Here is a 13,543-nt window from a genome sequence, read left to right as displayed (position 1 = left end):
AGGTTAGACCTGCGGATTAAGAGTCCGTAGCTTTCGCGCCCCGACCTGTCCTGTGTCGGGGCGTTTGTGATTTCCGAGCTTTCAAGGCCAGTTGCGGCCCCGTGTCGGTTGGTGGACATCCCAACATCACGAGGAGGCAAGCATGGCCAAGGCTGACAAGGCCACCGCGGTCGCCGACATCGCCGAGAAGTTCAAGGAGGCGACGGCCACCGTCGTCACCGAGTACCGCGGCTTGACGGTGGCCAACCTTGCCGAGCTGCGCAGAGCGCTGGGTAAGGAAACGTCCTACGCCGTCGCCAAGAACACCCTGGTGAAGCGTGCGGCATCCGAGGCCGGCGTCGAGGGTCTCGACGACCTGTTCGCCGGACCGACCGCCATCGCGTTCATCAGCGGCGAGCCCGTCGACGCCGCCAAGGCGATCAAGAAGTTCGCCAAGGACAACAAGGCGCTGGTCATCAAGGGCGGCTACATGGACGGTCGCGCGCTGACCGTCTCCGAGGTCGAGCGGATCGCCGATCTCGAGTCGCGCGAGGTGTTGCTGTCGCGCGTCGCCGGCGCCCTGAAGGCGAAGCAGTCCCAGGCCGCGGCGCTGTTCGTGGCGCCCGCGTCCCAGGTCGCCCGCCTGGCCGCAGCTCTGCAAGAGAAGAAGGCCGGCGAAGACAACGCCGCCTGAGACCAACCACCACACAGTTAGAGATAAGGAATCACCATGGCAAAGCTGTCCACTGAAGAACTGATCGACGCCTTCAAGGAACTGACCCTGCTCGAGCTCTCGGAGTTCGTGAAGGTGTTCGAGGAGACCTTCGACGTCACCGCCGCCGCCCCCGTCGCGATTGCGGCTGCCGGCCCCGCGGCCGGTGGCGCTCCCGCCGAGGCCGCCGAGGAGCAGTCGGAGTTCGACGTCATCCTCGAGGGTGCCGGCGACAAGAAGATCGGCGTCATCAAGGTCGTCCGCGAGATCGTTTCCGGCCTGGGCCTCAAGGAGGCCAAGGATCTGGTCGACGGCGCCCCCAAGCCGCTGCTCGAGAAGGTCAACAAGGAGGCCGCCGACGACGCCAAGGCCAAGCTCGAGGCCGCTGGCGCGACGGTCACCGTCAAGTAGATCTGCTTGTACAGAAATCCCCCGCGGGCATGCGTGCCCGCGGGGGATTTTCTTGTCCCCGTTGACGGGTCAATGCGGTGGCAACGATGGGCCGGCGTCGTCGATCACAGGTCGGTACACAAACTCAGTGGCGCGAATCGGCGTGCGCTACAGTGACTCAAACCACAGGCCATCGCGGCGATGGCTGACCCGTGTGGGCGGAAGGATCTGGCGTGGGTATTGCTATTCAGGTCGAGGGGTTGACCAAGTCGTTCGGTTCCCAGCGAATTTGGGAGGACGTAACCCTCGATATCCCCGCCGGTGAGGTCAGCGTGCTGCTTGGCCCGTCGGGTACCGGTAAGTCGGTGTTCTTGAAGTCGCTGATCGGCCTGCTGCGTCCCGAGCGGGGCAAGATCATCGTGGATGGCACCAACATCATCGAGTGCTCGGCCAAGGAGCTCTACGAGATCCGCACGCTGTTCGGCGTCATGTTCCAGGACGGTGCGCTGTTCGGTTCGATGAGCCTGTTCGACAACACCGCGTTCCCCCTTCGTGAGCACACGAAGAAGAAGGAATCCGAAATTCGCCAGATCGTCATGGAAAAGCTGGACATGGTCGGCTTGGGTGGTGACGAGAACAAGTTCCCCGGTGAGATCTCCGGCGGTATGCGCAAGCGCGCCGGGCTGGCGCGTTCGCTGGTGCTCGACCCGAAGATCATCCTCTGCGACGAGCCCGACTCGGGCCTGGACCCAGTGCGTACCGCCTATCTGAGTCAGCTGCTGATCGACATCAACGCCCAGATCGACTGCACGATCCTGATCGTGACGCACAACATCAACATCGCCCGCACGGTGCCCGACAACATCGGCATGCTCTTCCGCAAGCATCTGGTGATGTTCGGCCCCCGTGAGGTGCTGTTGACCAGTGATGAGCCGGTGGTGCGCCAGTTCCTCAACGGCCGTCGTATCGGCCCGATCGGTATGTCGGAGGAGAAGGACGAGTCGACGATGGCCGAGGAGCAGGCCCTTGTCGATGCTGGTCACCACGACGGTGGTGTCGAGGAAATCGTGGGTGTGCCCCCGCAGCTGACGGTCACCCCGGGAATCCCGGAACGTGACGCCGTCCGCCGCCGCCAGGAGCGGGTGCGCCAGATCCTGCACACCCTGCCCCCGGCCGCCCAGGAAGCCATCCGCGACGACCTGGACGGCACCCACCGGCTGCCGAGCCACACCTTCGCCGGAGAAGACGGCAACTAGCCGCTCTCGACGTCGTGGCGCCGGGCGCTTTCGCGCCCAAAATCCGGTCATATCCCGAAGTTTCGGGTCTTTCGTGCCGAAAAGGGTTCCAGCGGGCGTCCTCTCCGCTAGCGTTTGCCCGATCGTCGACGAGGAAGGGGCGACTGGGTGGTACGCGACCGGCGGATTTGGTGGGGGACGTTAGCCCTCTTCGCCGGACTTGGCGCGGCCCTGATGATCGGCGGTGGCACGGCCACCGCTGACACCGGCGCCAGCGCCGTGCACACGAGCACATCCACGTCGGCATCGTCGGCACAAGCCGCTGCCGCGACCGGTCGGCTCCGCGTCGTGCCCGCAGCTGCCGCCTCCGGGACGAGCACCACGCAGCTCGCGGCCAAGGCTGCGCCGAAGGCCGCGGCCACCGCCACAGCTGCCAATAAGGCGTCCACGCCATCGGCAGCCAAGATCCTGGCCAGTGTGTTGTCCGTGTTCGGCGTCTCGGGTGCGACGCCGGCTCCCGCCGCGCCGGCGACGGGCAACTCGGCACGCCCCGCCTCGGCAAGCGAGTCCGCCCAATCGGTCGTCACCCCGCCCGCCACCAACGGCGTCACCGGTGTGAAAGTCGGCCACTCGACACTGACCATCCCGGTCGGCTCGGGCTTCAACGCTCCTGCCGACTGGTATTTCCCGACCCAGGCCGACGGTTCGGTGCAGGCCAACGGGATCATCTGGTTGCAGCACGGGTTCCTGGCCAATAAGTCGTACTACTCGGCGCTGGCGACTTCCCTGGCCCAGCAGACCAACAGCATCGTGGTGGTGCCCACGCTGCCCTCGTTCCCGTCGCTGACCTGTAGCGGTTGCACCCTCTACGGAGTTTCGATGCAGAAAGCCGCCGCCACGATGTTCCTCGGCAGCCGCTCGGCATTGACAATCAGCGCCAACCAGGCCGGCTACCAGGGAGCGCTGCCGGAGGACTTCATCCTGGCCGGGCATTCCGCCGGCGGCGGATTCGCGTCGTCGGTGGGCGGCTACTACGTCGGCGACCTTCAATCCGGCGACGTCAACCACCTACTGGGTGTGGTGATGTACGACGGCGTCACCATGAACGGCACGCTGCCTCAGGCGATCGACAGCCTGAACACCCTTGACATTCCCGTCTATCAGATCGCGGCGCCGGCCCAGATATGGAACGCCTTCGGGGCCACCACCAACGAGCTGCTGCAGCTGCGCCCCGGCCAGTTCGACGGCGTCGTCCTGACCAACGGCTCGCACGTCGACTCGATGCTGGGCAGCAACCCGATCATCGACTTCTTCGCCCAGCTGGTCACCCAGCGCTCGCCGGCCGGCAATACCTCTGCTGTCCATACCCTCGGCGCCGGCTGGATCAACGACCTCTACGTCGGCGCCGGCCCGAACGACCCGCAGTACGGCATCTACGGCACCGCTGGTCAGCCGATCATCATGGGTAACGCCTCGGCGGTGGTGCTGCCGACACCGCTGGCCAGCCAGCTGACACCGATCGAGAAGCTGATGAAGTCGTTGACCGCCCTTTTCCTGCCCCAGTTGTTCGGCGGCTCGGCGACCACCACCTCTGTCGGCCAGCCGGCGTCGAATCCTGCCCCCGCGGTCACGAGCCCGACGGCCAACGGGGTGACCGGCGTGAAAACCGGCAACACCACCCTGACGATCCAGGTCGGTTCGCGCACCTACAATGCCCCGACCGACTGGTATTTCCCGACGCAGGCCGACGGCTCGGTACAGGCCAACGGCATCATTTACCTGCAGCACGGCTTCCTGGCCAACAAGTCCTTCTACACGGTGTTGGCCAAATCGCTGGCCCAGCAGACCGACAGCATCGTTGTCGCGACGACCCTGCCGTCCTTCCCGTCGCTGACCTGCCCGACCTGCACACTCAACAACCCCGCGATGCAGCAGGGGGTCGCCGACCTGTTCCTCGGTGACCGTGCCGCCCTCACGATCAGCGCGAGCAACGCCGGTTATCAGGGGGCGCTGCCAGAGGACTTCACGCTCACCGGGCATTCCGCGGGAGGGGGACTGGCGGTGGCCGCCGGCGCCGACTATGTCAGCGCCCTGGCGCCCGGCGCAGAGAACCATTTACTCGGTGTGGTGATGTTCGACGGCGTCGCCTCCAACAACGACACATTCGCCAACCAACTCGCGACCCTGGACGGCATCCCCGTCTATACGATCGCTGCGCCACCGCAGGCATGGAACGCCTTCGGTCAGACAACCACGGCACTGATCGCCGACCGCCCGGGTCAGTTCGTTGGCGCCGAACTGGTCAACGGTTCACACATCGACTCGGTGATCGGCTCTGATCCGTTCTTCGACTTCTTTGCTCAGATCTTCGTCAGGCCGTCCGCGCCCGGTAACGCCACCGCCGTGCACACCCTGGCCGCCGGCTGGATCAACGATTTCTACGTCGGGGCCGGGCCGGATGCGCCTCAGTACGGGCTCTACGGATCGGCCGGGGAGTCGATCATTATGGGCCAGACTGCCGCGATTGTCCTGCCAACTCAGCCGGCCGCCGCGACAGTCGGCGCGCTCGCCGCCTAGAGCGGTATTTTCCACACCAAACAGCGCGTTTCCCTTGACGGAAAGGCGCAAACGGGTCAGTCTGTTGACCAGCATGTGTGCATGGGTAGCTAGATCGCCAGCCAGCGCCAGCCCGCCCGGCATGAGCTTGTTGAGGAATGCGCCGTTCTGCGCTATTGTTGGACGTTGCGCTGGCTGCCTCCTGCCCACCTCTACCAGCACTTGACACCCGGTCCTTAAGCCTGAGCCTAGATATTCCAGCTCAGAGACCTATTTGCGTGTCGCGTGCGTCGGGGAAAGGCCGGGCCTCGAGTAGGCCAGCCGAACCGATGCAGATATCGCGACCTCGGAATCTCCTCCGGACAGTCGCATTAGGTGCTGGAAGGATGCATCTTGGCAGTCTCTAGCCAGAGCAAAACGACTACTACTTCTAACTCCGTCCCCGGAGCACCAAAACGAATTTCATTCGCGAAGCTGCGCGAGCCTCTCGAGGTACCCGGCCTGCTCGACGTCCAAACGGATTCGTTCGAGTGGCTGATCGGCTCGCCGCGCTGGCGTGCGATCGCAGAGGCGCGTGGCGACGTCAACCCGGTGGGTGGCCTCGAAGAGGTCCTCACCGAGCTGTCGCCGATCGAGGATTTCTCGGGCTCGATGTCGCTGAGCTTCTCCGACCCTCGTTTCGACGAGGTCAAGGCTCCAGTCGACGAGTGCAAAGACAAGGACATGACGTACGCGGCCCCGCTGTTCGTCACGGCCGAGTTCATCAACAACAACACCGGTGAGATCAAGAGCCAGACGGTCTTCATGGGTGACTTCCCGATGATGACCGAGAAGGGCACCTTCATCATCAACGGCACCGAGCGTGTCGTGGTGAGCCAGCTGGTCCGTTCGCCGGGCGTGTATTTCGACGAAGCCATCGACAAGACCACCGAGAAGACGCTGCACAGCGTCAAGGTGATCCCCGGCCGCGGTGCATGGCTGGAGTTCGACGTCGACAAGCGCGACACCGTCGGTGTGCGCATCGACCGCAAGCGCCGTCAGCCGGTCACTGTGCTGCTGAAGGCACTCGGCTGGACCAACGAGCAGATCCGGGAGCGCTTTGGCTTCTCCGAGATCATGATGTCGACGCTGGAGAAGGACAACACCGCCGGCACCGACGAGGCCCTGCTGGACATCTACCGGAAGCTGCGGCCGGGCGAACCGCCCACCAAGGAGTCCGCGCAGACCCTGCTGGAGAACCTGTTCTTCAAGGACAAGCGCTACGACCTGGCCCGGGTGGGTCGCTACAAGGTCAACAAGAAGCTGGGCCTCAACGCGGGCCAGCCGATCACCAGCTCGACGCTGACCGAAGAGGACATCGTCGCGACCATCGAGTACCTGGTGCGTCTGCACGAGGGCCAGCTCATGATGACCGCGCCGGGAGGTGTTGAAGTACCCGTCGAGGTCGACGACATCGATCACTTCGGTAACCGTCGTCTGCGTACCGTCGGCGAGCTGATCCAGAACCAGATCCGGGTCGGCCTGTCCCGCATGGAGCGGGTCGTCCGCGAGCGGATGACCACCCAGGACGTCGAGGCGATCACGCCGCAGACCCTGATCAACATCCGTCCCGTCGTGGCGGCGATCAAGGAGTTCTTCGGCACCAGCCAGCTGTCGCAGTTCATGGACCAGAACAACCCGCTGTCGGGCCTGACCCACAAGCGCCGCCTGTCGGCGCTGGGCCCCGGTGGTCTGTCTCGTGAGCGCGCCGGCCTCGAGGTCCGCGACGTGCACTCCAGCCACTACGGCCGGATGTGTCCGATCGAGACCCCTGAGGGTCCGAACATCGGTCTGATCGGTTCGCTGTCGGTATACGCACGGGTCAACCCGTTCGGCTTCATCGAGACGCCGTACCGCAAGGTCACCGAAGGCGTTGTCACCGACGAGATCCACTACCTGACCGCCGACGAGGAGGACCGCCACGTCGTGGCGCAGGCCAACTCGCCGACCGACGCCAACGGCAAGTTCACCGAGGCTCGCGTGCTGGTGCGCCGTAAGGGCGGCGAGGTCGAGAACGTAACCCCGGCCGAGGTCGACTTCATGGACGTCTCGCCGCGCCAGATGGTGTCGGTCGCGACGGCGATGATCCCGTTCCTCGAGCACGACGACGCCAACCGCGCCCTGATGGGTGCCAACATGCAGCGCCAGGCGGTTCCGCTGGTGCGCAGCGAGGCACCTCTGGTGGGCACCGGTATGGAGCTGCGCGCCGCGATCGACGCCGGCGATGTTGTCGTCTCGGAGAAGGCGGGCATCGTCGAGGAGGTCTCGGCCGACTACATCACCGTGATGGCCGACGACGGCACCCGGCACACCTACCGGATGCGTAAGTTCGCCCGCTCCAACCACGGCACCTGCGCCAACCAGCGTCCGATCGTGGACGCCGGACAGCGTGTCGAGGCCGGCCAGGTCGTCGCCGACGGGCCGTGCACCGAGAACGGTGAGATGGCGCTGGGCAAGAACCTGCTCGTCGCGATCATGCCGTGGGAGGGCCACAACTACGAGGACGCGATCATCCTCTCCAACCGTCTGGTTGAGGAGGATGTGCTCACATCGATCCACATCGAAGAGCACGAGATCGACGCCCGCGACACCAAGCTGGGCGCCGAGGAGATCACCCGGGACATCCCGAACGTCTCCGACGAGGTACTGGCCGATCTCGACGAGCGCGGCATCGTCCGCATCGGCGCCGAGGTCCGCGACGGCGACATCCTGGTCGGCAAGGTCACCCCGAAGGGTGAGACCGAACTGACCCCGGAGGAGCGCCTGCTGCGTGCCATCTTCGGTGAGAAGGCCCGCGAGGTTCGCGACACGTCGCTCAAGGTGCCGCACGGCGAGTCCGGCAAGGTCATCGGCATCCGCGTGTTCTCACGTGAGGATGACGACGAGCTGCCCGCCGGAGTCAACGAGCTGGTCCGCGTCTATGTGGCTCAGAAGCGCAAGATCTCCGACGGCGACAAGCTCGCCGGACGCCACGGCAATAAGGGCGTCATCGGCAAGATCCTGCCGGTCGAGGACATGCCGTTCCTGCCGGACGGCACCCCCGTCGACATCATCCTGAACACGCACGGTGTGCCGCGACGGATGAACATCGGCCAGATCCTGGAAACCCACCTCGGGTGGGTGGCCAAGGCCGGCTGGAAGGTCGACGGAACGCCGGAGTGGGCGGGCAACCTGCCCGAGGATCTGCTGGAGGCGGAGCCGAACAGCATCGTCTCCACGCCGGTGTTCGACGGTGCCCGGGAAGAAGAGCTGCAGGGCCTGCTGAGCTCGACGCTGCCGAACCGGGACGGCGAAGTTCTGGTCAACGGCGACGGCAAAGCTGTGCTGTACGACGGCCGTAGCGGCGAACCGTTCCCGTACCCGGTGACGGTTGGCTACATGTACATCCTGAAGCTGCACCACTTGGTGGACGACAAGATCCACGCCCGCTCGACCGGTCCGTACTCGATGATCACCCAGCAGCCGCTGGGTGGTAAGGCGCAGTTCGGTGGTCAGCGGTTCGGTGAGATGGAGTGCTGGGCCATGCAGGCCTACGGTGCGGCGTACACGCTGCAGGAGCTCCTGACCATCAAATCCGACGACACCGTCGGCCGGGTCAAGGTCTACGAGGCGATCGTCAAGGGCGAGAACATCCCCGAGCCGGGCATTCCCGAGTCGTTCAAGGTGCTTCTCAAGGAGCTGCAGTCGCTCTGCCTCAACGTCGAGGTGTTGTCTTCTGACGGTGCCGCGATCGAGATGCGTGACGGTGACGACGAGGACTTGGAGCGTGCTGCTGCCAACCTCGGAATCAACCTGTCCCGCAACGAATCCGCGTCTGTCGAAGATCTCGCCTAAGTGTCATTGGCTACAAATCCCGAAAGGGGAAAGGGAGTTACGTGCTAGACGTCAACTTCTTCGATGAACTCCGGATTGGCCTGGCCACCGCTGAGGACATCCGCAACTGGTCCTTCGGCGAGGTCAAGAAGCCGGAGACCATCAACTACCGCACGCTGAAGCCGGAGAAGGACGGCCTGTTCTGCGAGAAGATCTTCGGACCGACTCGCGACTGGGAGTGCTACTGCGGCAAGTACAAGCGCGTCCGCTTCAAGGGCATCATCTGTGAGCGTTGCGGCGTCGAGGTCACTCGCGCCAAGGTGCGCCGCGAGCGGATGGGCCACATCGAGCTGGCCGCGCCGGTCACGCACATCTGGTACTTCAAGGGTGTGCCGTCGCGACTGGGTTACCTGCTCGACCTGGCGCCGAAGGATCTCGAGAAGATCATCTACTTCGCCGCCTATGTGATCACCGCGGTCGATAACGAGATGCGCCACAACGAGCTCTCCACCCTCGAAGCCGAGATGGAGGTCGAGAAGAAGGCTGTCGCCGATCAGCGTGACTCCGACCTGGAAGCCCGCGCCCAGAAGCTCGAGGCCGACTTGGCCGAGCTCGAGGCCGAGGGTGCCAAGTCCGACGTGCGCCGCAAGGTGCGCGACGGTGGCGAGCGCGAAATGCGTCAGCTGCGCGACCGGGCCCAGCGTGAGCTGGACCGGCTCGACGAGATCTGGACGACCTTCACCAAGCTGGCCGTCAAGCAGCTGATCGTCGACGAGAACCTCTACCGCGAGCTGGTCGACCGCTACGGCGAGTACTTCCAGGGTTCGATGGGCGCGGAGTCGATTCAGAAGCTCATCGAGACCTTTGACATCGACGCCGAGGCCGAGAACCTGCGTGAGGTCATTCGTAGTGGCAAGGGGCAGAAGAAGCTTCGTGCGCTCAAGCGCCTGAAGGTGGTCGCGGCCTTCCAGGCCAACAGCAACTCGCCGATGGGCATGGTGCTGGACGCGGTGCCGGTGATCCCGCCGGAGCTGCGTCCGATGGTGCAGCTGGACGGTGGCCGCTTCGCGACCTCCGACCTCAACGACCTGTACCGCCGCGTGATCAACCGCAATAACCGGTTGAAGCGGCTGATCGACCTCGGTGCGCCCGAGATCATCGTCAACAACGAGAAGCGCATGCTTCAGGAGTCGGTGGACGCGCTGTTCGACAACGGCCGTCGCGGCCGTCCGGTCACCGGCCCGGGCAACCGTCCGCTCAAGTCGCTGTCTGATCTGCTCAAGGGCAAGCAGGGCAGGTTCCGTCAGAACCTGCTCGGCAAGCGCGTCGACTACTCGGGCCGTTCGGTCATCGTGGTCGGCCCGCAGCTCAAGCTGCACCAGTGTGGTCTGCCGAAGCTGATGGCGCTGGAGCTGTTCAAGCCGTTCGTGATGAAGCGACTCGTGGACCTCAACCACGCGCAGAACATCAAGAGCGCCAAGCGAATGGTGGAGCGTCAGCGTCCCCAGGTGTGGGATGTCCTCGAAGAGGTCATCGCCGAGCATCCGGTGCTGCTGAACCGCGCACCGACGCTGCACCGCCTCGGCATCCAGGCCTTCGAGCCGCAGCTGGTGGAGGGCAAGGCAATTCAGCTGCACCCGCTGGTCTGTGAGGCGTTCAACGCCGACTTCGACGGCGACCAGATGGCGGTTCACCTGCCGCTGAGCGCCGAGGCACAGGCTGAGGCGCGCATCCTGATGTTGTCGAGCAACAACATCCTGTCGCCGGCGTCGGGCAAGCCGCTGGCCATGCCGCGTCTGGACATGGTGACCGGTCTGTTCTTCCTGACCACGCTGGTTCCCGGTGACACGGGCGAGCACACCGCGGCGGCCAAGGATGCCCCGGAGACGGGCGTGTACAGCTCGCCGGCCGAGGCCATCATGGCGCTGGATCGCGGTGCACTATCGGTTCGGGCTCAGATCAAGGTTCGCCTGACGCAGCTGCGTCCGCCGCATGAGGTCGAGAACGAACTGTTCGGCGAGAATGGCTGGCGCCCGGGCAATGCCTGGATCGCCGAGACCACGCTGGGCCGGGTGCTCTTCAACGAGCTTCTGCCCCAGGGTTATCCGTTCGTCAACGAGCAGATGCACAAGAAGGTCCAGGCCCGGATCATCAACGATCTGGCCGAGCGCTACCCGATGATCGTCGTCGCGCAGACCGTCGACAAGCTCAAGGATGCCGGCTTCTACTGGGCCACCCGTTCGGGTGTCACCGTGTCGATGGCCGACGTCATCGTCCCGCCGGAGAAGCAGGAGATCCTCGAGCGTTACGAAGGCGAAGCCGACACGATCGAAAAGAAGTACCAGCGCGGTGCTTTGAACAAGCAGGAGCGCAACGACGCCCTCGTCGAGCTCTGGAAGGAAGCCACCGAAGAGGTCGGTCAGGCACTGCGGGCGCACTACCCGCAGGACAACCCGATCATCACGATCGTGGACTCCGGCGCGACGGGTAACTTCACCCAGACCCGGACGCTGGCCGGCATGAAGGGTCTGGTGACCAACCCGAAGGGTGAGTTCATCCCGCGCCCGATCAAGTCCTCGTTCCGTGAGGGCCTGACGGTGCTGGAGTACTTCATCAACACCCACGGCGCCCGAAAGGGTCTGGCGGACACGGCACTTCGCACCGCTGACTCGGGTTACCTGACCCGTCGTCTGGTGGACGTCAGCCAGGACGTGATCGTGCGCGAGCACGACTGCGGCACCGAGCGCGGCATCATCGTCGAGCTCGCCGAGCTGCAGGGTGACGCGCTGATCCGCGATCCGCACGTCGAGACCTCCGCGTACGCCCGAACGCTGGCCGCTGACGCGGTCGACGAGAAGGGCAACGTGATCGTCGTGGCCGGACACGACCTCGGCGATCCGGCGATCGACGCTCTGCTCGAGGCCGGCATCACCTCGGTCAAGGTTCGCTCGGTGCTCACCTGCACCAGCGGCTCGGGCGTGTGCGCGATGTGTTACGGCCGCTCGATGGCCACCGGCAAGCTGGTGGACATCGGTGAGGCGGTCGGCATCGTGGCCGCGCAGTCCATCGGTGAGCCCGGCACGCAGCTGACCATGCGTACCTTCCACCAGGGCGGTGTTACCGGTGGCGCCGACATCGTCGGCGGTCTGCCCCGTGTGCAGGAGCTGTTCGAGGCGCGTGTTCCGCGGAACCGCGCACCGATCGCCGATGTGGCCGGGCGGGTGCAGCTGGAGGAGACCGAGAAGTTCTACAAGATCACCATCGTTCCCGACGACGGGAGCGAGGAGGTCGTGTACGACAAGCTCTCCAAGCGTCAGCGGTTGAAGGTGTTCAAGCACGACGACGGCAGCGAGCGGCTGCTTGTCAACGGTGACCACGTCGAGGTGGGCCAGCAGCTCATGGAGGGCTCGGCCGACCCGCACGAGGTGCTCCGTGTCGAGGGCCCGCGCAAGGTACAGATTCACCTCGTCAAAGAGGTGCAAGAGGTGTACCGGGCGCAGGGTGTGTCGATCCACGACAAGCACATCGAGGTCATCGTTCGGCAGATGCTCCGTCGCGTCACGATCATCGATTCGGGCGCAACGGAATTCCTGCCCGGCTCGTTGACCGAGCGTGGCGAGTTCGAGTCGGAGAACCGTCGGGTGGTTGCCGAGGGCAATGAGCCCGCGGCAGGCCGTCCGGTGCTGATGGGTATCACCAAGGCGTCGCTGGCCACCGATTCGTGGCTGTCGGCGGCGTCGTTCCAGGAGACCACTCGCGTGCTGACCGATGCGGCGATCAACTGCCGCAGCGACAGGCTCAATGGTCTGAAGGAGAACGTGATCATCGGCAAGCTGATCCCGGCCGGTACCGGCATCAGCCGCTACCGCAACATCCAGGTGCAGCCGACCGAAGAGGCCCGGGCCGCGGCGTACACGATCCCGTCTTACGAGGATCAGTACTACAGCCCGGACTTCGGCCAGGCCACCGGTGCTGCGGTGCCGCTGGACGATTACGGCTACAGCGACTACCGCTAGCTAGTCGCGCAAGAAAAGAGCCTCCGCATCCGCGGGGGCTCTTTTCTTTTGCCGAATTCTTTTCGAACAAGCATGAGCCGATGAGTTCGGCCGGTGGTTGGGGTCTATCTATTGTCAGTCCAAGTAGCCCAGGAGGAACGCGTGGCCCAACTGCTCAGAGTGCACAACTTCATGCTGTCGCGCGACGGATTCGGAGCGGGGCTCAACCAGTGCTTCGAGCGCCCGTTCGGCGACGCCGACCAACCTGCGCTGTTCGCGTGGGTCGGCGCGACGGCGAGTTGGGTGGGCCGCCGCGAGCCCGGTGGAACTCGCGGCCTCGACGACTATTTCACCCGCGACTTCACCAACAACATCGGCGCGGAGATCATGGGCCGCAACAAGTTCAGTCCGTACCGCGGCCCGTGGCAGGACCATCCCGAGTGGCAGGGGTGGTGGGGTGGCGAGCCGCCTTTCCACACTCCGGTATTCGTCATGACGCACCATGACCGTCCGTCGTTGACGCTGTCGGACACGACATTCCACTTCGTCTCCGGCGATCCGGCAGATGTCCTCGATCAGGCGAAGGCGGCCGCTGCGGGCAAGGATGTCCGGCTCGGCGGCGGGGCGAGCACGGTCAGGGAATTCCTCGATGCGGGGCTCGTCGACACGCTCCACGTGGCGGTCGCCGAGATTGAGATTGGTGCCGGATCGCGGCTCTGGGAGTCGCCGGCCGAGCTGGACGACAGGTTCCACCACGAGGTGGTGCCCAGCCCCAGTGGGGTTACCCATCACCTGTTCTGGCGGCGCTGACCGGCATGCGCGGG

At 64.9% G+C, this 13,543-nt stretch carries 7 protein-coding genes; all 7 read left to right on the top strand.

Annotated elements, in window-relative coordinates; genetic code table 11:
• Positions 1–142 precede the first annotated feature (142 nt).
• Positions 143–673, top strand: coding sequence for a 50S ribosomal protein L10 (gene rplJ, locus CG716_RS20745; RefSeq protein ID WP_094482996.1), 531 nt, complete (start codon positions 143–145; stop codon positions 671–673).
• A 36-nt stretch (positions 674–709) separates the two neighbouring features.
• Complete coding sequence (gene rplL, locus CG716_RS20740) at positions 710–1,102, top strand: 50S ribosomal protein L7/L12 (RefSeq protein WP_094482995.1); 393 nt, start codon at positions 710–712, stop codon at positions 1,100–1,102.
• A 212-nt stretch (positions 1,103–1,314) separates the two neighbouring features.
• Positions 1,315–2,337 (top strand): ABC transporter ATP-binding protein, encoded by a 1,023-nt coding sequence (locus CG716_RS20735; protein WP_094482994.1) that lies wholly within the window; start codon positions 1,315–1,317, stop codon positions 2,335–2,337.
• A gap of 147 nt (positions 2,338–2,484) precedes the next feature.
• Positions 2,485–4,893 (top strand): hypothetical protein, encoded by a 2,409-nt coding sequence (locus CG716_RS20730; RefSeq protein ID WP_133066988.1) that lies wholly within the window; start codon positions 2,485–2,487, stop codon positions 4,891–4,893.
• 354 nt (positions 4,894–5,247) lie between these two features.
• Positions 5,248–8,745: a DNA-directed RNA polymerase subunit beta gene (rpoB, locus tag CG716_RS20725; RefSeq protein WP_207760729.1), complete on the top strand. Its 3,498-nt coding sequence runs from the start codon at positions 5,248–5,250 to the stop codon at positions 8,743–8,745.
• A 41-nt stretch (positions 8,746–8,786) separates the two neighbouring features.
• A complete protein-coding gene (locus CG716_RS20720; RefSeq protein ID WP_094482992.1) occupies positions 8,787–12,740 on the top strand; it encodes a DNA-directed RNA polymerase subunit beta' in 3,954 nt (1,317 codons plus the stop codon).
• A 141-nt stretch (positions 12,741–12,881) separates the two neighbouring features.
• Positions 12,882–13,529, top strand: coding sequence for a dihydrofolate reductase family protein (locus CG716_RS20715; RefSeq protein ID WP_094482991.1), 648 nt, complete (start codon positions 12,882–12,884; stop codon positions 13,527–13,529).
• Positions 13,530–13,543 lie beyond the last annotated feature (14 nt).

Origin of the sequence: Mycolicibacterium sphagni (genome assembly GCF_002250655.1) — a bacterium.
Classification (GTDB): domain Bacteria; phylum Actinomycetota; class Actinomycetes; order Mycobacteriales; family Mycobacteriaceae; genus Mycobacterium; species Mycobacterium sphagni.
This window is presented reverse-complemented; position numbering and strand designations above follow the sequence as displayed.

Excerpts from the sequence above, each read along its gene's own strand:
- rplJ (WP_094482996.1), top strand. The coding sequence starts at position 143 with ATGGCCAAGGCTGACAAGGCCACCGCGGTCGCCGACATCGCCGAGAAG.
- rplL (WP_094482995.1), top strand. The coding sequence starts at position 710 with ATGGCAAAGCTGTCCACTGAAGAACTGATCGACGCCTTCAAGGAACTG.